We start from the raw sequence: 17,972 nt of genomic DNA, 5'->3' as shown, positions 1-17,972 counted from the left end.
CGCGTGCAAATTTTGCGAGCAAACCAGATCGTCAGGTACTGATTCGGATCAGGTAAGAAATTGTTACAGATTCACAAGGCGAAACGCAGTCTATCCCAAATTTGAGGCGGGTTTGGATGAATGTCCTGTAATGGCGTCAATAGAATAATTACGGCCGGGCAGGCAATCCCAGTATTCAGGCGCGGGCATGGAAAGCACCACTATCTCAATCACTTATCGGACATCCGCGCGTGATCGGCCGCTGGCGGCAATCCGCGTCCAGAGGGCTGCCGGCGACCCCCGCCGGGGTTGGCTGACGGCGGACGGCTGGACGGTGCCGGTGGCACTTGGCCGGGGCGGCATCCTCGCCAACAAACGGGAGGGCGACGGCGGGACCCCGAGAGGCACGTACCATCCGCTGCAAGTGTGGTGGCGCGCTGATCGCCATCCCCGACCGCAGACCTACCTGCCGGTCCGGCCGATCCGGCCCGAGGACGCCTGGTGCGAGGACCCGCGGGACCGCCGTTACAATCAGCCCATCCGTCTGGTCCGCGACCAGCCCGGCGACCGGCTGACGCGCGAGGACCACCTCTACGATTTCATCGTCGAAATCGATCACAACGCCGGCCCACGCGTAGCCGGCCGCGGCAGCGCCGTATTCCTGCATCTGGCGCGGCCCAATTTTTCACCGACCGCGGGATGCGTTTCGATGACGAAATCCGCCATGCTGCGGCTGTTGCGGCGAATGGGCCCGCAGACGAAAATCATGATCGGCCGATAAGGAATTAAAACGATGCTCGACAAGAACGCGATAACAGCCGCATCGAAGACGCTGCACGACCACTGGCGCGCCGGCACCAAATTCGCCGGCCTCGACGATAGGCTGCGGCCGCACGATCGCATCGAGGGCTACGCGATCCAGGGGCAAATCGAAAAATATTCGTCCGAAAGTCTGTTCGGCTGGAAGATCGCGGCCACCAGCGAGGCCGGACAAAAGCACATCAATGTCGACGGCCCGATGGCCGGGCGCATTCTGGCCGAGACCGTCATCACCGATGGCGGCACCGCTTCAATGGCGGGCAACGAGATGCGCGTCGCCGAGCCGGAATTCGCCTTTCGCATGCGGATCGATCTGCCGCCTCGCAGCTCGCCCTACACGGTGCAAGAAGTCCTCGGCGCGGTCGACACGCTGCATCCGGCGATCGAAATTCCGGACTCGCGCTTCGCCGATTTCGTCAGCGCCGGCGCCGCCCAGATCATTGCCGACAACGCCTGTGCGCACCTATTCGTGCTGGGCCCGCCGACGACCGCGGACTGGCGCTCCCGCGATCTCGTCGAAGAGCGGCCCGTCATCACCCTGCGCGGCCAGCAATTCATCGGGCACGGCAAGAACGTACTGGGCGATCCCCGCGTCGCGCTGGCCTGGCTCGCCAACGAATTAAGCCAGCTCGGTGTGACGCTGAAGGCAGGGCAGATCGTGACGACCGGCACCTGCCATCCGCCGCTGCCGATTCAATCCGGCGATTTTTGTGCGATGGATTTTGGCGTGCTCGGGAACGTGTCGGTGGGATTCAAATGAATCGTCGCCACGGCGGACCGGTGCAGGCACAATAGATCGTCAATGGCCATCTCCGCCACCATCCGAATGACCTGCCGCATCTCCGCTCCCGCTGTGCGCACCACTGTCATGGCACCCTGACACGTCGTCGGAGTGAAAGAAACCCCACCGTTGCGCGTCTATCACCATCGAGGTGTGAAGTGCACGCACGGCGCTGTATTCGGGATCGGTGGGTTGCATCTCGTCGAGCTTCTTTCTCAGCTCGGCAATATCCCGCAATCTCGCCTGCTTGTTGAACAGCCAATAGACGCCAAGACCGAGCGCGAGCAATGCAACGACGCCAATCGCCGTCGTCGCAACCGCCGCAGCGTTGGCTATGAAATTCATCGAAGGCGCTTACCCGCGGTGCCCGAAAATCGCCGAGCCCACGCGCACATGCGTGGCGCCGAACTGGATCGCAATCGCGAAATCGGCGCTCATGCCCATCGACAGGTTTTTCAGTCCGTTGCGCGCGGCGATCTTGGCCGTCAACGCAAAATGCGGCGCCGGCGCCTCGTCGACCGGCGGGATGCACATCAGGCCGGAAATGCTCAGACCATACTTGTCGCGGCAACTCGCGATGAAGGCGTCGGCCTCGCCGGGCGCGATGCCGGCCTTCTGCTGCTCTTCGCCAGTGTTCACCTGAACGAACAATTCCGGTCGCCTGTTCTGGGAATTAATTTCCTTGGCTAACGCTTCGCAAATGCTGGGACGATCGACCGAGTGGATGGCATCGAACAGCGCTACGGCTTCCTTGGCCTTGTTGGATTGCAGCGGACCGATCAGGTGCAGCGCAATTCCGGGGCAGGCCGACACCAGCGCCGGCCATTTCGCCTTGGCTTCCTGCACGCGATTTTCGCCGAATACGCGCTGCCCTGCATCGATAACAGGCGAAATAGCCGCGGCGTCGAACGTCTTCGACACCGCGATCAGCGTCACCGACGCGCGCTCGCGGCGCGCTTCCTTGCACGCGCGCGCGATGTCCTGCTCCACCTGGACCAGACCGTTTGGTAAAGACTTGGTTAGCGGCGTCGCCATCTCTCTCGCTTCATGTCGGATTTCGGCCGGAAGTTTTACGGCATTTCCTCGAATTTTACCAAGTTCGGGAAAGGCTTTTTGAAACCTTCGCTCTACCTTCCGGTACGGGGGGCAGGATGTCTGGCGTTACTTTCAACCGCAATCGGGTCAAACTCAAGAAGCTTCTGGGAATCCGGGCGCGGCTTGCGATGCTGGCCGTGATGCTGGTGGCACCCTTGATGCTGGAGCGCGTCCGCTCGCTCGAAGACACCCGCGCCAGGCAGATCGCGATAGCGTCTGAAGAATACGCCAATATCTCCCACCACAGCGCCGAGACCCAGCGCGAGGTAATTTCCTCCGTCGAGACGATGCTGAAATCCGCCGCCTATATCCGCGCCTCCAGCGGCATCGGGCGCAGTTGCGAGATCTTGCGCGCCAGCCTGCCCGCAAACCTGCCATGGATCCGCAGCATCATGATCGTGAGCAAGGAAGGCGTGGTGCAGTGTTCGACGCTGAACATTCAGGTCGGCCTCAACATCGGCGATCGCGATTATTTCAGGAAGGCGCAGGAAACCCGCGATTTCGTTTTCAGCGACTATCTGTTCGGCAAGACCAACAACCGCCCGATCATGATGGCGGCCTATCCGGTCTCCGCGATCAATCCGGAGGAAGATTCGGTTGCGGTCGCCGGCATGAATCTCGACTGGCTGTCGAAGATCATGGCCAACCTCGGCGGACGGCCGGGCATTTCAGCGCTGCTGATCGATAGCACCGGCGTGGTGCTGGCGGCACCGCCGGACCAGGCCAGCATGATCGGCCGGCCGCTCGACAACGTGCCGCTGCTGTCGGCCATTACCTACAAGGCGCTCAGCGCCAACTCCGACACGGGCTCGCTGTCCTTTACCGCGACCGACGGCTCCAAGCGCGCCATCAGTTTCGCGCGCATTCCCGGAACGCAATCTCGCCTGATCGTCAGCGTTGACGAGGCCAAGGTCACGACCGCAATCAATCGCGACATCCGCACCGCCTATCTGCAATTGGGATTCGTCTGCCTGTTCGTGCTGCTCGGCGCGCTGATCGGGGCGGAGAAGCTCATCATCAATCCGATCGAGGTCATGACCGGTATGGCCAGGCGGTTCGGCGAAGGCGACTGGTCGGCCCGTGTCACGCGCAGCCGGCTGCCGCTGGAATTCATGCCGCTGGCGCGCGCCTTCAACGCGATGGCCGCTCAGCTCAGCCAGCGCGAGCGCGAGCTGGTCGCCACCAACGACCGCCTCACCGTGATGGCCTCGATCGACATGCTGTCGGGTCTTGCCAACCGCCGCGGCTTCCAGAGCCGGCTCGACCTCGAATGGCTGAAGGCGCAGCAAAATCATTGCGAGCTGTCGCTGTTGATGATCGATGTCGATCACTTCAAGCTTTACAACGATACCTACGGCCACCCCGAAGGCGACGCCTGTCTGACCCGGCTCGGCGAAGCGCTGGCGGACATCGCCGCCGGGACAATGGGCTTTGCCGGCCGCTATGGCGGCGAGGAATTCTGCCTGCTGCTGCCGAACACGAGCCCGCAAAGGGCGCTGGAGATCGGCGAAACCGTGCGCACGACCGTGCAGGACCTCGGCCTGCCGCACATCACCTCCAGCCATCGCACCGTCACCGTCAGCGTCGGTGTCGCCGCGACGCTCCCGAGCGACACCCAAACCCCCGGCGACCTGATCGAAGCCGCCGACGCCGCCCTCTACGCCGCCAAGCACCGCGGTCGAAATACCGTCGTCGAGCACGGCTTTGCCAAGCTGGTGGACGAAGCCGGGATGGCGATGGCGGGGTGAAGCGCGCTCCGCGCCGTCGGTCAAATGGCCATACTCCCCTCCCCAACCCGTTGACCCCGCAGCCGCTTTTGTGGCCTAGTCCGCCGTCCTCTGGACGGGACCCGAATCCACAAAAAGCGCTTACGATTCCATGACCTCCGAACGCTACAACGCCCGTGATTCCGAGCCGCGCTGGCAACGCCAGTGGGACGAAAAGGCGATCTTCGCCTCGAAAAACGACGATCCACGGCCAAAATACTACGTGCTCGAGATGTTCCCCTACCCGTCCGGGCGTATCCATATCGGGCATGTCCGCAACTACACCCTCGGCGACGTGCTGGCGCGGTTCATGCGCGCCAAGGGGTTCAACGTGCTGCACCCGATGGGCTGGGACGCCTTCGGGCTGCCGGCCGAGAATGCCGCGATCGAGCGCAAGGTCGCGCCGAAGGCCTGGACCTACGACAACATCGCCGCGATGAAAAAGCAGCTGCGGTCGATCGGGCTGTCGCTCGACTGGGCGCGCGAGTTCGCGACCTGCGACCCCAGCTATTACAAGCATCAGCAGAAGATGTTTTTGGACATGCTGCGCGCGGGGCTCGCCGAACGCGAGAAGCGCAAGCTCAACTGGGATCCGGTCGATATGACCGTGCTCGCCAACGAGCAGGTGATCGACGGCCGCGGCTGGCGCTCCGGCGCGGTTGTCGAACAGCGCGAGATGAGCCAGTGGGTCTTCAAGATCACGAAATACTCACAGGAACTGCTGGACGCGCTGGATAACCTGGATCGCTGGCCCGACAAGGTCCGCCTGATGCAGCGCAACTGGATCGGCCGCTCGGAAGGCCTGCTGCTGCGCTTCGCACTCGATCCGGCCACGACGCCATCAGGCGAGTCCGAGCTGAAGATTTTCACGACGCGGCCCGACACGCTGTTCGGCGCCAAGTTCATGGCGATCGCGCCCGATCATCCGCTGGCGCAGGCCGCGGCGGCGAAGAATCCAAAGCTCGCCGAATTCATCGCGGATGTGAAAAAGATCGGCACCGCGCAGGAAATCATCGACACCGCCGAGAAGCAGGGTTTTGACACCGGCATCAAGGCCGTTCACCCGTTCGACCCGAACTGGAAGCTTCCGGTCTATGTCGCGAACTTCGTGCTGATGGAATACGGCACCGGCGCGATCTTCGGCTGCCCGGCGCATGACCAGCGCGACCTCGACTTCGTCAACAAGTACAAGCTCGGCAATACGCCGGTCGTGTGCCCCGAGGGCCAGGACCCGAAGACGTTCGTCATTACCGACACGGCCTATGACGGCGAAGGCCGCATGATCAATTCCCGCTTCCTCGACGGCATGACCATCGAGCAGGCCAAGGAAGACGTCGCAAAGCGGCTGGAATCCGAAATGCGCGGCAATGCGCCGGTCGGCGAGCGACAGGTGAATTTCCGCCTGCGCGACTGGGGTATTTCACGCCAGCGTTATTGGGGCTGCCCGATCCCGGTGATCCACTGCCCGAAATGCGACGTGGTGCCGGTGCCGGACGACCAGTTGCCCGTGGTGCTGCCGGAGGATGCTACGTTCGACAAGCCCGGCAACGCGCTGGATCATCATCCAACGTGGAAGCACGTCACCTGCCCGAAATGCGGGGCTAAGGCCCAGCGCGAAACCGACACCATGGACACCTTCGTGGATTCGTCCTGGTACTTTGCGCGCTTCACCGATCCCTGGAACGAGCAGGCGCCGACCACGCTGCCGGTCGTCAACCGGATGCTGCCGATCGATCAGTATATCGGCGGCGTCGAACACGCGATCCTGCATCTGCTCTACAGCCGCTTCTTCACCCGCGCGATGAAAGCCACCGGCCATATCGGCATGGACGAGCCGTTCGCCGGCATGTTCACCCAGGGCATGGTGGTGCACGAAACTTACCAGAAGGCCGACGGCTCCTATGTGACGCCGGCCGAGGTGAAGGTCGAAGTCATCGGCGGCGAGCGCCGCGCCACCATGATCTATGGCGATGAAGAGGTCACGATCGGCCCGATCGAGAAGATGTCGAAGTCGAAGAAGAACACCGTCGACCCCGACGACATCATCGCGAGCTATGGCGCCGACGTCGCGCGCTGGTTCATGCTGTCGGATTCGCCGCCCGACCGCGACGTGATCTGGAGCGACGAGCGGGTGCAGGGCGCCTCGCGCTTCGTGCAGCGGCTGTGGCGGCTGGTCAACGAATCAGCCGAGATCGCCAAGACGGCTCCCGCCGGCCGGCCCGCCTCGTTCGGCGCGGACGCGCTTGGCTTGCGCAAGGCCGCCCATGGCGCGCTGGATAAGGTCTCGTCGGGGATCGAGCGGCTGCATTTCAACGTTTGCCTGGCCCATATCCGGGAATTCGCCAATGCGCTGGCCGAGGTCTTGGGGAAGGACGGCAAGCCGGCCGCGGACACCGCCTGGGCGGTTCGGGAAGCCGCGACCATCCTGGTTCAACTTTTCGCGCCGATGATGCCGCATCTGGCCGAGGAGTGCTGGCAGGTCCTGCGGCAGTCCGGGCTGATTTCGGAGGCCAACTGGCCCCAAATCGAACGCGATTTGCTGGTTGAAGACACCGTGACGCTGGTGGTCCAGGTCAACGGCAAGAAACGGGGTGATGTTACCGTGCCACGGGTCGCCCAAAATCCGGAAATTGAGGCTGCCGTTTTGGCGCTCGATGCGGTAAAACTCGCTCTCGGCGGTAAGGCCGTTCGCAAGGTAATCGTAGTTCCCATGAGGATCGTGAATGTCGTTGGCTAAGACCCGGATCGCCGTTCGGCTCATCGCCGTCGCCGCTCTGGCGGCACTCACGGCCGGCTGTTTCCAGCCGATGTATGCCGAACGTAACGATGGCAAGCCCGGCCTGCGGGAAAAGCTGATGGGCGTGGAAATCCCGCCGGTCGATAAGCCCAACGCGTCGCGGGAAGCCCGGATCCAGGTGGAGATCCGCAACGCGCTGGCGTTCAAGCTCTACGGCAACGCCACCGGCATGCCGCCGACGCATCGGCTGGTGCTGCGCTTTAGCACCTCGCGTTCCTCGCTCATCCTCGATCCCGCTACCGCGCTGCCGTCGAGCGAAAACTACGGCATCGACGCGCAGTACAATCTGATCGACCTCGCCACCAACAAGTCGGTGATGACGGGCACGACCTTCTCGCGCGTGTCCTATGACATCCCCGGACAGTTGCAGCGCTTCGCCCGCGCCCGCGCCTTCCGCGACGCCGAGGATCGCGCCGCCAACGAAGTGGCCGAAAACATCCAGACCCGGCTGGCGTCGTTCTTCTACGCCGGCACCTGATCCCGTTGGTCGCGCTCCGCGGAAAAGACATCGACGCTTTTCTCGCGCGGCCGGATGCCGGCCGCCCCATCATCCTGCTTTACGGTCCGGATGCCGGCTTGGTCCGCGAGCGCGCCGAAGCGCTGATCGCGTCAGCTGTCGACGATCCCAACGATCCCTTCTCGCTGGTGCGGCTGGATGGCGACGAGCTGTCGGCCGAACCGTCACGGCTGGTCGACGAGGCCATGACGATCCCGATGTTCGGCGGCCGCCGCGCCATTCGCGTGCGGGCCGGCTCCCGCAGTTTCGCTGGCGGAGTCGACATGCTGGCCGATATGCCCTTGAAGGACTGCCGCATCGTGATCGAGGCCGGCGAGCTACGGCCGGAGTCGCCGCTGCGCAAGGCCTGCGAGCGCGCCAAGACCGCCGTCGCCATCGCCTGCTATCCCGACACCGAGCGCGACCTTGCCAGATTGATCGACGAGGAATTACGGACTTCCAATCTGCGCATCGCCGCCGACGCGCGCGCCGTGCTGATGTCATTGCTCGGCGGCGACCGCCAGGCTTCCCGCAACGAGCTGCGCAAGCTGGCGCTCTATGCCCACGGCAAGGGGGAGATCGCGCTCGACGATGTCATGACCGTGGTCTCCGACGCGTCCGAGCTGAAGCTGGACCCGATCGTGGACGGCGCTTTCGCCGGCAAGCCGGACCTCGTCGAAAGCGAGTTTGCCAAGGCGATGATTGCCGGCACCTATCCGGGCGTCATCATCTCCGCCGCGCTGCGCCAGGCGGCATGGCTGCACAAATCGGCGCTTGCGGTCGCCGAAGGCACGCCGGTTTCGACCCTTCTCGAAAGCGGCTATCCGCGCCTGCATTTCTCGCGCAAGGGCGCCGTCGAAATCGCGCTGCGCAATTTCAGCGCGACGCGGCTGGTCACGATCATCGATCAGCTCGGAACCGCCGCGCTCGACATGCGCAAACAGGCCTCGCTGGCGTCGGCGATTGGACTGCGCACGCTGCTCTCGATCGCGGTGAATGCGAAGCGGCGGGGGTAAGCATGCCGGGCGAGACGGTAGACGTCGTAACTCTCTGGCGTCCGGTTGGACCGAAAGAGCTAGAGCTAATCCGACAGGCGGGAATGAAAGCATTTCCGCCACGGCTTCCGGAACAGCCGATCTTTTATCCGGTATTGTCGGAAGACTATGCCGTGAAGATTGCACGCGACTGGAACGTGCCCGCTAGCGGCTCAGGTTTCGTCACTCGTTTTGCGGTGCTGCGCAGCTTCCTGGAAAATTACAGCGTCCAAAAAGCCGGTGGCTCGGCTCATTCGGAATACTGGATTCCCGCGGACGATATGACGGCCTTCAACGAGGCTATCGTCGGTGAGATCAAAGTCGTAGCTGAATTTCCCTGATGCTCGGCTCTCTCGCCCCGCTCTTGCGGGGAGAGGGTTGGGGTGAGGGGCTCTTCTATCCGCTGGCGCAAGTGATCGTTGATGGTCCGGTACCCCCTCACCCGGATTGCTTCGCAATCCGAGCTCTCCCCGCAAGCGGGGCGAGGTTAAGCAAGCTCACTTCCCTTCCAGCCGCCGCATCACCTCGTCGAGCTGTTCGAGGTTGCGGTAGCTGATCTGGACGGAGCCGCCGGGGTCGCGGTGGTTCACGGTCACTGCAAGACCGAGCGCGTCGCTGACGCGCTTCTCCAGCGCGATCGTGTCGGGAGCTTTCGTCTTGCCGCCGCCGCCGCCCACCCTCGCCTTTTGCGGCTTGCGTTCCGGCACACCCTCTTCATGCGCCAGCGCTTCGGTCTGGCGTACGTTCAATCCTTCCTCGACGATGCGCTTCGCTGCCGCCAGCGGATCGGGCACACCGATCAACGCGCGGGCGTGGCCTGCCGACAATTGGCCGTTGGAGATAAAGGCCTGCACCTCTACCGGCAGCTTCGTCAGCCGCATCATGTTGGCGACGTGGCTGCGGCTCTTGCCGACTTCCTTGGCGATGTCTTCCTGGCTGCGTTTGAATTCGTCGGCCAGCGCGTGATAGCCCTGTGCCTCTTCCATCGCATTGAGGTCTTCGCGCTGCACGTTCTCGATGATCATGATCTCGAGCGCGTCAGAGTCGCTGACATCGATCGGGACGATCGGCACTTCGTGCAGGCTGGCGAGTTGCGCGGCGCGCCAGCGCCGTTCGCCGGCGATGATCTCGAAGCGATCCTGCGACCCCTTTACCGGCCGAACCACAATCGGCTGGATCACGCCATGCTGCCTGACGGAGGCGGCGAGTTCACCGAGTTCGGCATCGGAAAAGGTCCGGCGCGGGTTACGCGGATTGGGCTTCAGGAATTCGATCGGCACCTTGCGCTGGTTGCGCGGCCGGTCGACATGCGCGGCCTCGCCGCCGACATCCCCGATCAGACTTGCGAGACCACGACCCAGTCGCGAACGCGTTTCGTCGGCCATCGCCGCCAACTCCCTAGGATTCACTTACGCCACTCCGGAATTCGAAATTCGACTCTGTTGGTCAGACCGTAGGGTGGGCAAAGGCGCGCTTGCGCCGTGCCCACCGCGATCCAACCGCGAAACAAAGCTGGTGGGCACGCTTCGCTTTGCCCACCCTACGGATCCCACATCCGACTAATGTGTCCGCAGCTCGCGCTCGCGCTGGATCACTTCCGTCGCCAGCTTCAGATAGGCTTCGCTGCCGACGCATTTGAGATCATAGACCAGCACCGGCTTGCCATAGGAAGGCGCTTCGGAGATGCGCACGTTGCGCGGGATCATGGTGTCGTAGACCTTGCCGCCCATGAACTGCCGCACGTCGGCGACCACCTGGTTCGACAAATTATTGCGCGAGTCGAACATGGTCAGCACGATGCCGTGGATCGACAGGTTCGGATTGAGCGTCGAGCGCACCTGCTCCACCGTTTGCAGCAATTGCGACAGACCTTCGAGCGCGAAGAACTCGCACTGCAGCGGCACCAGGATCGCGTCGGATGCCGCCATCGCGTTGACGGTGAGGAGGTTGAGCGACGGCGGACAATCGATCAGCACATAGGTGTAGTCGGTGTCCGGCGCCGCGTTCTTGTTCAGCGCGGCGATCGCGTCGCGCAGGCGGAACGCGCGGCCGGGCGTCGTGCCGAGTTCGAGCTCGAGGCCCGACAGATCCATGGTCGAGGAGGCGATGTGCAGCCGCGGCACCGCGGTGGCAACCACCGCCTCGCGCAACGGCGCTTCGCCGATCAGCACATCATAGGTCGAGCAGTTGCGGGTGCGGCGATCGATGCCGAGACCGGTGGAAGCATTGCCCTGCGGATCGAGATCAACGATCAGCACGCGCTCGCCAATGGCGGCGAGGGCGGTACCGAGGTTGATCGCCGTGGTGGTCTTGCCGACGCCACCCTTTTGATTGGCAAGCGACAGGATGCGCGGATGGGGCGGTGGAGTAGGATCCCTATCCTCTTGATATAACTCGTCTAATTCGTTCATGCCCGATCGCCATATGTGATCGCGGAGGGGGTGCGCCGCTCGATCCGATCGAGTTCGACGATCCAGCCGTGCCCGCCCGTGCGGCTGGAGTGGAGTCGCGGTTCAATATTCCAATATTTAGTGGCCTCGGTCAATTCAGCCTCTACATCTTGGCCCTTGAGAAACAGCGCTTTCGCGCCAGCGCCCACGAACGGCTCCGCGAAACCGACAAGCTGATGTAATGGAGCCAGTGCCCGCGCAGTGACGCAATCGACGCCACCGCCAATTCTATCCACAATATCCCCGATTCCCGCCAAATGCACGGTCGCTGCTGCAGAAGTTATGCGCACTGCCTCACGCAGAAAGGCCGCCTTTTTGGCGTTGCGTTCGACCAGATGGACATTGGCACCCGGCGTCTCTGCCAGAGCGCAGGCCAGAACCACACCGGGGAAACCGCCGCCGCTGCCAAGGTCGACCCAGATTTTCGCAGACGAAGCCAGGCTCAGAAGCTGGAGCGAATCAGCGACGTGTCGAGTCCAGAGGTGAGGCAGCGTCGATGGCGCGACGAGGTTGGTCTTGGCCTGCCACTCCACGAGGAGCTCGACGTAGCGGTCAAGCCGCGCCTCCGTTTCAGATGAAACGGGGGTGAGGGCTAGCGCCGCCGCTTTGTCGTCAGCCGTGGGAGAATGACCGGTCTGTGTCATTGCTTTTGCCATGTGTGGATGCTGCGGCTTTCGACTGTCATTGCGAGCGAAGCGAAGCAATCCATCTTGCCGCAAATGCAGAGTGGATTGCTTCGTCGCTTGCGCTCCTCGCAATGACGATGGGGCTCTTCCCCGTTTCACGTGAAACAGATTCTTAAGCAGTCGCCTTCGCCGTCTTGCGCCGCGCTTCCCTTCGGAGATACGCAGCCAGAATTCCCAGCGCCGCCGGCGTCAAACCATCGAGCCGGCCCGCCTGCCCCACCGTCCGCGGCCGCGCCGCCTCAAGCTTCGAGCGAGCTTCGTTGGAAAGCCCGGGCACGTCGGCATAATCGATATCGGTCAGGACCAGCCCCTCGTCGCGCCGGAAGGCATCGACGTCGGCGGTCTGGCGCTTGAGATAGACATCGTATTTGGCGTCGATCTCGAGATGCACCGCGATGGATGGATCGACGGCCGACAGCTCCGGCCAGATGCCGCGCAACATGTCCCACTCGATCTCGGGATAGGCCAGCAACTCAAACGCCGAACGCCGATGGCCATCCCGGTTGAGAGCCAATCCATGCCTGGCCGCTTCGTTGGGGGTCATCGTCAGCGACTTCGCCAATGCCTTGGCCGCAGCCAGCGCAGCCATCTTGTCGCGATGGCGCGCTGAGCGCGCCTGCCCTACGCAGCCCAACGCGATCCCCTTATCGGTCAGGCGCTGGTCGGCATTGTCGGCCCGCAGGGTCAGTCGGTACTCGGCCCGCGAGGTGAACATCCGGTATGGCTCAGTGATCCCACGGGTCACGAGGTCATCGATCATCACCCCGAGATAGCCGTCCGCCCGATCGAACACGATGGGATCAGAGCCACCGGCCGCCAATGCCGCGTTTAGGCCCGCGACGATTCCCTGCGCCGCCGCTTCTTCATATCCAGTCGTGCCGTTGATCTGACCCGCCAGGAAGAGACCCGCCAGACGCCTGGTCTGCAGCGTCGGGTCAAGTTCGCGGGGATCGACATGGTCGTATTCGATGGCATAGCCCGGCCGAACCATCTTCACCCGCTCGAGTCCGGGAATGGTCGCAAGGATCGCGAGCTGAACCTCCTCCGGGAGCGAGGTCGAGATGCCGTTGGGATAGACCGTGGAGTCGTCCAGCCCTTCCGGCTCCAGGAAGATCTGGTGGCCGTCGCGATCTCCGAACCGGACGATCTTGTCTTCGATCGAGGGACAATAGCGCGGGCCGCTGCTCTTGATCTGACCGGAATACATCGGCGAGCGATGCACGTTGGCCCGGATCACCTCATGGGTCGCCGGTGTCGTCCGGGTGATCCCGCACTGGATCTGAGGGGTCGTGATCCGGTCGGTCATGACGGAGAACGGTTCAGGCGGATCGTCACCGGGCTGCATTTCGACGGCGGACCAGTTGATGGTCTTGCCATCCAGCCGCGGCGGTGTGCCGGTCTTCAAACGACCCAGCGTAAAGCCGGCGCGCTCGAACGAGGCCGAAAGCCCCATCGCCGGCGCCTCCCCGACCCGTCCGGCCGGCCAGTTCTTCTCGCCGAGATGGATCAGACCTCGCAGGAACGTCCCGGTGGTGATCACCACCGCTCCAGTCGAAAGCTGTCGGCTGTCACCCAAACGAATTCCAGTGACCCGGCCATTCGAGACGATGAGCTCATCCGCCTCGCCTTCGATTACGCTGAGATTGGCGGTCTCCCGGATCGCGGTCTGCATGGCGGCAGCGTAAAGCTTGCGATCCGCCTGGGCCCGCGGTCCGCGGACTGCCGGACCCTTGCGGCGGTTCAACATCCGAAACTGGATCCCACCGGCATCGGCCACCCGGCCCATCAGACCATCCAGGGCATCGACCTCACGGACTAGATGACCCTTGCCGAGACCGCCGATCGCCGGATTGCAGGACATGGCTCCGACGGTGTCGAAACGGTGAGTCACCAGGGCAGTCCTGGCGCCCATCCGCGCAGCGGCACTCGCGGCTTCGCAGCCGGCATGTCCGCCGCCGATGACGATGACGTCGAAAGGGTCCGCTTGGGAGAGCATGCGGGACTTCTATCCCGGAGTTGCTGGACCCGAAAGCAGAAGTTTGAGGAAAGTGTTTCACGTGAAACAGGGGCTCCGTCCACACCAATGTTTCACGTGAAACATGGTTAGCGAAAGGTAAGGAAACGTCACTTACCTACGCAGAACTCCCGGAAGATCACGTCGAGAATATCTTCGACATCCACGCGCCCGAGCAACCTGCCCAGCGATTGTGCCGCCGCGCGAAGTTCCTCCGCCGTCAGCTCCTCGCCCTCCCCGATCACCTCGATACAGCGCTGTAGTGAAGCCGCCGTCTCCTGTAGCAGTTTCCGTTGCCGGGTCCGGCTGATCAGCCCACCCTCGGTGCCGCCAAAGGTGCGCTGGGCGAAACCCACCAATGCCGCGATCAGCTCCGGCACGCCATCGCCACGGCTCGCGGAAATCTGAAAGACGCGGCCTTCGGCCGACTCACCCAATGGCCGACCAGCCGCATCGAGATCGATCTTGTTGCGCACCAACCAGACCGGCGCGGTCCCCTCGCCCTGGGTCTCGACTCGTGACGAGTCAGCCAGCCACAGCACGAGGTCAGCATCCGCTGCCCGGGCACGGGCCCGGCGAACCCCCTCCTGCTCGACCGGATCATCGGTCTCACGAATGCCGGCGGTGTCGATCACCGTCACCGGATAGCCGTCGAGATCGAGCTGCACCTCGATAACGTCGCGCGTGGTGCCGGCGTGTGGCGATACGATCGCTACCTCACGGCGTGCGAGTTGATTCATCAGCGTCGACTTCCCGACATTCGGCGGCCCGGCGATCGCAACGACAAGACCATCGCGAAGCCGCTCACTCCGCCCCTGCCCGGCCAGCACTTCCTCGATCTCGGTCAGCAACGCTTTGACCTTCGCCAGCGCCGGCGCGATCAATTCCGCCGGTACGTCGCCCTCGTCCGAGAAATCGATTCCCGCTTCGATCAAAGCGGACGCCTCGATGATCCGCGCACGCCAATCGCGTGCTCTGTCACCGAGCAAGCCTTTCAATTGACGCAGCGCTTGGCGCCGCTGCCGATCGGTGTCGGCATGGATCAGATCGTCAAGACCTTCGGCCTCAGTCAGATCGAGCTTGCCGTTCTCGAAAGCGCGCCGGGTAAATTCACCTGGCTCGGCCGGGCGAACATCTTCGAATCCGGACAGCGCCGTGAACAACGCAGCGAGCACCGCGCGCCCGCCATGGACGTGAAATTCGGCGACGTCTTCGCCGGTCGCGCTGGCTGGGCCCGGAAACCACAACACCACCGCATCGTCGATCGGCCGTTGGCCGACATCCCTCAGCAGCGCGCGGGTGGCCATTCGCGGCGACGGCAACTTGCCAGCCAGCGCCGTCACGATCTTTTTGGCCTGCGGACCCGAGACGCGCACCAGCGCAATCGCGGTCGGTGGCCGGCCCGACGACAATGCAAAGATGGTTTGATCCCGCGGATGCATGGCCTATTTGTCCGGGCGGTTTTGAAAAGGCAACGCGATTCGATTCTGGACCTGAACGCGCGGTGATACTGCGGAGCAGGTGCGGATAGATGCGGCCAAAAATGCTGCAAAATCCGGAGAGGCCCCCTCCCCCTGACGCCCTGATCCAAATAAACAATATAAAATTCAATATGTTATATAGTTAACCAATCGCTAATGCCGATTTTCCGTTGCTGCATGCCATCGCAGCGATGCCCGCAGCATAAAAAAAGGCGCCCCGCTTCCACGAGGCGCCCTCTTCCATCCTGGCCTGACGGCTCAAGTATTCATGGAATCGAAGAACTCCGAGTTGTTCTTGGTGTTGCGGAGCTTGTCGAGCAGGAAGTCGATCGCGTCCATCGTGCCCATCGGATTGAGGATCCGGCGCAGCACGTACATCTTCTTCAGGAGCTGCGGATCGGTGATCAGCTCTTCCTTGCGGGTGCCGGACCGCGAGATATCGATCGCCGGGAAGGTCCGCTTGTCCGAGACCTTGCGATCCAGGATCAGTTCGGAGTTACCGGTGCCCTTGAATTCTTCGAAGATGACTTCGTCCATTCGGCTGCCGGTGTCGACGAGCGCGGTCGCGATGATCGTCAGCGAACCGCCCTCCTCGATGTTTCGCGCGGCGCCGAAGAACCGCTTCGGCCGCTGCAGCGCGTTGGCGTCAACACCGCCGGTCAGCACCTTGCCGGATGACGGCACCACGGTGTTGTATGCGCGACCCAGACGCGTGATCGAGTCCAGCAGGATCACGACGTCGCGGCCATGCTCGACGAGACGCTTGGCTTTCTCGATCACCATCTCCGCGACCTGGACGTGACGCACGGCCGGCTCGTCGAAGGTCGACGACACCACCTCGCCTTTTACCGAACGCTGCATGTCCGTGACTTCTTCCGGACGTTCGTCGATCAAGAGAACGATCAGATAGCATTCCGGATGATTGGCGGTGATCGAGTGCGCGATGTTCTGCATCAACACCGTCTTGCCGGTGCGCGGCGGAGCCACGATCAGAGCGCGCTGGCCTTTGCCGATCGGCGCTACGATGTCGATAACCCTTGCTGAAAGGTCTTTTCGCGTCGGGTCCTCGAGCTCGAGGCGGAAGCGCTGATCCGGAAACAGCGGCGTCAAATTGTCGAAATTGACCTTGTGCTTGGACTTTTCCGGATCTTCGAAATTGAGGGTGTTGACCTTGAGAAGCGCGAAATAGCGTTCGCCTTCTTTCGGGCTGCGGATGTGGCCTTCGATGGTGTCGCCGGTCCGAAGGCCGAAGCGGCGGATCTGCGACGGCGAGACGTAGATGTCGTCGGGGCCGGGCAGGTAGTTGGCGTCGGGCGAGCGCAGAAAGCCGAAGCCGTCGGAGAGAACCTCAACGACGCCTTCGCCGATAATATCGATTTCCTGGATCGCGAGTTGCTTGAGAATGGCGAACATCAGCTCCTGCTTGCGCATGGTGCTGGCATTTTCGACCCCGTTCTCTTCCGCGAACGAGACAAGCTCGGCCGGCGTTTTCGATTTGAGGTCCTGGAGTTTCATTTCCCGCATTGGGGTGGTCCTGTGGAGTGTTCTTTAGGGAAGGGGTGCGAGGTGGCTTGAAGAAAAAGCGGACACGAAAAATGGAAGGTCCGCAGGTCTAAGCAAGGAAAGCGCCGGTGAGGCTTCAAACCTGATGCGGCGGCCGGTCCAGTGAAGGAGCCGAGACGCAGCCACATCCGCCTGCGTGGGGTGGGATTTCGACAATATAGAAAATCGGCCGCCGCTTCGCAAGCAGGTGCGAAGTGGGATCATTGATGAAAGCTGAACTCTAGAACGGCTTCACGATCACCAGGATGACGATCAAGATCATCAGGGCGGTCGGCACCTCATTGATAATACGATAGAATTTCTGGCTTCTGGTATTCCGGTCCGCGGCGAAATCCTTGACCAAACGGGAAAAAAAGCCGTGGACGCCCGACAGGATCAGCACCAGCGTCAGTTTGGCGTGAAACCACCCGGATGCGTACCAGTGCCCGCTCCAGGCTAGATAGAGTCCGGCCAGCCAGGTGACGATCATCGCCGGGTTGATGATCGCTTTCAGCAATCGCCATTCCATCACCTTGAAGGTTTCGGACTGTTTCGATCCGACCTCGGCCTCGCAGTGGTACACGAACAGCCGCGGCAAATAGAGCATGCCGGCCATCCAGGAAATGACCGCAATCACGTGCAGTGCCTTGATCCACGGATGCGCCGTGATCGTGATCCACTCGTACATTGCAGTCGCCTGACCTTGCTCATCCCCGGAACGTTCCGACCATCTCAGCGTTGCGAAGAAGCTGTGCTAGAGAGGGGACGCAAGACATATCCGCAAAGCTCCGCTTCTCTAAACTAATAATTTTAGAATCTTAGGTTTGAGTCTAAGTGACCGTGATTATGACTCACACAAAACGATCCCGCATGTTTGCGAGGCTTGTTCACAGTCCTCCCCAATTTTGGCCGGACATTGCATCATCCCGATAACGCCTCGTGCATCAATTGCTTGTGCCGTTTCGTGGTCAGCTTATGAAGAGACAAATCCACACCTTCCCACTATCATGGCGATGCGCTCGCGGACTTATC

At 62.3% G+C, this 17,972-nt stretch carries 16 protein-coding genes; 7 read left to right on the top strand and 9 right to left on the bottom strand.

The features are described from left to right. Nucleotides 1–187: 187 nt before the first annotated feature. Both ACPPVP_RS01345 and ACPPVP_RS01340 read left to right on the top strand, forming a co-directional pair. Nucleotides 188–760: a L,D-transpeptidase family protein gene (locus tag ACPPVP_RS01345; RefSeq protein WP_426530571.1), complete on the top strand. Its 573-nt coding sequence runs from the start codon at nt 188–190 to the stop codon at nt 758–760. Between the two features lie 12 nt (nt 761–772). Beyond that, on the top strand, nt 773–1,558 hold the full coding sequence (locus ACPPVP_RS01340; protein WP_426530569.1) for a 2-keto-4-pentenoate hydratase: 786 nt from the start codon (nt 773–775) through the stop codon (nt 1,556–1,558). A 39-nt stretch (nt 1,559–1,597) separates the two neighbouring features. Here ACPPVP_RS01340 and ACPPVP_RS01335 read toward each other — a convergent pair whose 3' ends face one another. Next, nucleotides 1,598–1,924, bottom strand: coding sequence for a hypothetical protein (locus ACPPVP_RS01335; protein WP_426530567.1), 327 nt, complete (start codon nt 1,922–1,924; stop codon nt 1,598–1,600). 9 nt (nt 1,925–1,933) lie between these two features. After that, entirely contained in the window at nt 1,934–2,614 is a 681-nt protein-coding gene (locus ACPPVP_RS01330; RefSeq protein WP_426530565.1) for a YggS family pyridoxal phosphate-dependent enzyme, read from the bottom strand. A gap of 116 nt (nt 2,615–2,730) precedes the next feature. Between ACPPVP_RS01330 and ACPPVP_RS01325 the strand changes: the two genes are divergently transcribed. The 5 genes from ACPPVP_RS01325 to ACPPVP_RS01305 all read left to right on the top strand — a co-directional run bounded on the left by ACPPVP_RS01325 (nt 2,731) and on the right by ACPPVP_RS01305 (nt 9,108). Next, the gene (locus tag ACPPVP_RS01325) at nt 2,731–4,422 is read left to right on the top strand and encodes a sensor domain-containing diguanylate cyclase (RefSeq protein WP_426530563.1); all 1,692 of its coding nucleotides are present in this window, start codon (nt 2,731–2,733) and stop codon (nt 4,420–4,422) included. A gap of 130 nt (nt 4,423–4,552) precedes the next feature. Continuing rightward, complete coding sequence (leuS, locus tag ACPPVP_RS01320) at nt 4,553–7,177, top strand: leucine--tRNA ligase (protein ID WP_426530561.1); 2,625 nt, start codon at nt 4,553–4,555, stop codon at nt 7,175–7,177. Then, nucleotides 7,164–7,715 (top strand): LPS assembly lipoprotein LptE, encoded by a 552-nt coding sequence (gene lptE / locus ACPPVP_RS01315; protein WP_426530559.1) that lies wholly within the window; start codon nt 7,164–7,166, stop codon nt 7,713–7,715. Before leuS ends, lptE begins: the two co-directional genes overlap by 14 nt. A 5-nt stretch (nt 7,716–7,720) precedes the next feature. Further along, nucleotides 7,721–8,749 carry a DNA polymerase III subunit delta gene (holA, locus tag ACPPVP_RS01310; RefSeq protein ID WP_426530557.1) on the top strand — a complete coding sequence of 343 codons (1,029 nt, stop codon included), beginning with the start codon at nt 7,721–7,723 and terminating at the stop codon, nt 8,747–8,749. 2 nt (nt 8,750–8,751) lie between these two features. After that, the gene (locus ACPPVP_RS01305; RefSeq protein ID WP_426530555.1) at nt 8,752–9,108 is read left to right on the top strand and encodes an ADP-ribosylation/crystallin J1; all 357 of its coding nucleotides are present in this window, start codon (nt 8,752–8,754) and stop codon (nt 9,106–9,108) included. Between the two features lie 156 nt (nt 9,109–9,264). Here the strand turns inward: ACPPVP_RS01305 and ACPPVP_RS01300 are convergent, their stop codons facing one another. The 7 genes from ACPPVP_RS01300 to hemJ form a co-directional block, all read right to left on the bottom strand. After that, entirely contained in the window at nt 9,265–10,152 is an 888-nt protein-coding gene (locus tag ACPPVP_RS01300) for a ParB/RepB/Spo0J family partition protein (protein WP_426530553.1), read from the bottom strand. A 174-nt stretch (nt 10,153–10,326) separates the two neighbouring features. Further along, complete coding sequence (locus tag ACPPVP_RS01295) at nt 10,327–11,178, bottom strand: ParA family protein (RefSeq protein ID WP_426530551.1); 852 nt, start codon at nt 11,176–11,178, stop codon at nt 10,327–10,329. After that, on the bottom strand, nt 11,175–11,873 hold the full coding sequence (rsmG, locus tag ACPPVP_RS01290) for a 16S rRNA (guanine(527)-N(7))-methyltransferase RsmG (RefSeq protein ID WP_426530549.1): 699 nt from the start codon (nt 11,871–11,873) through the stop codon (nt 11,175–11,177). Before rsmG ends, ACPPVP_RS01295 begins: the two co-directional genes overlap by 4 nt. A 142-nt stretch (nt 11,874–12,015) precedes the next feature. Continuing rightward, nucleotides 12,016–13,899, bottom strand: a complete 1,884-nt coding sequence (gene mnmG, locus ACPPVP_RS01285; protein WP_426530547.1) for a tRNA uridine-5-carboxymethylaminomethyl(34) synthesis enzyme MnmG — start codon at nt 13,897–13,899, stop codon at nt 12,016–12,018. Between the two features lie 128 nt (nt 13,900–14,027). Continuing rightward, nucleotides 14,028–15,359 (bottom strand): tRNA uridine-5-carboxymethylaminomethyl(34) synthesis GTPase MnmE, encoded by a 1,332-nt coding sequence (gene mnmE, locus ACPPVP_RS01280; RefSeq protein ID WP_426530545.1) that lies wholly within the window; start codon nt 15,357–15,359, stop codon nt 14,028–14,030. 297 nt (nt 15,360–15,656) lie between these two features. Next, complete coding sequence (gene rho, locus ACPPVP_RS01275) at nt 15,657–16,922, bottom strand: transcription termination factor Rho (protein ID WP_108520089.1); 1,266 nt, start codon at nt 16,920–16,922, stop codon at nt 15,657–15,659. 259 nt (nt 16,923–17,181) lie between these two features. After that, nucleotides 17,182–17,628, bottom strand: a complete 447-nt coding sequence (gene hemJ, locus ACPPVP_RS01270) for a protoporphyrinogen oxidase HemJ (protein ID WP_426530543.1) — start codon at nt 17,626–17,628, stop codon at nt 17,182–17,184. Nucleotides 17,629–17,972: the final 344 nt, after the last annotated feature.

It is taken from the genome of Bradyrhizobium sp. McL0615, assembly GCF_049993905.1.
GTDB lineage: Bacteria > Pseudomonadota > Alphaproteobacteria > Rhizobiales > Xanthobacteraceae > Bradyrhizobium.
The sequence above is the reverse complement of the archived record's forward strand: the minus strand, read 5'-3'. Positions and strand labels throughout refer to the sequence as shown.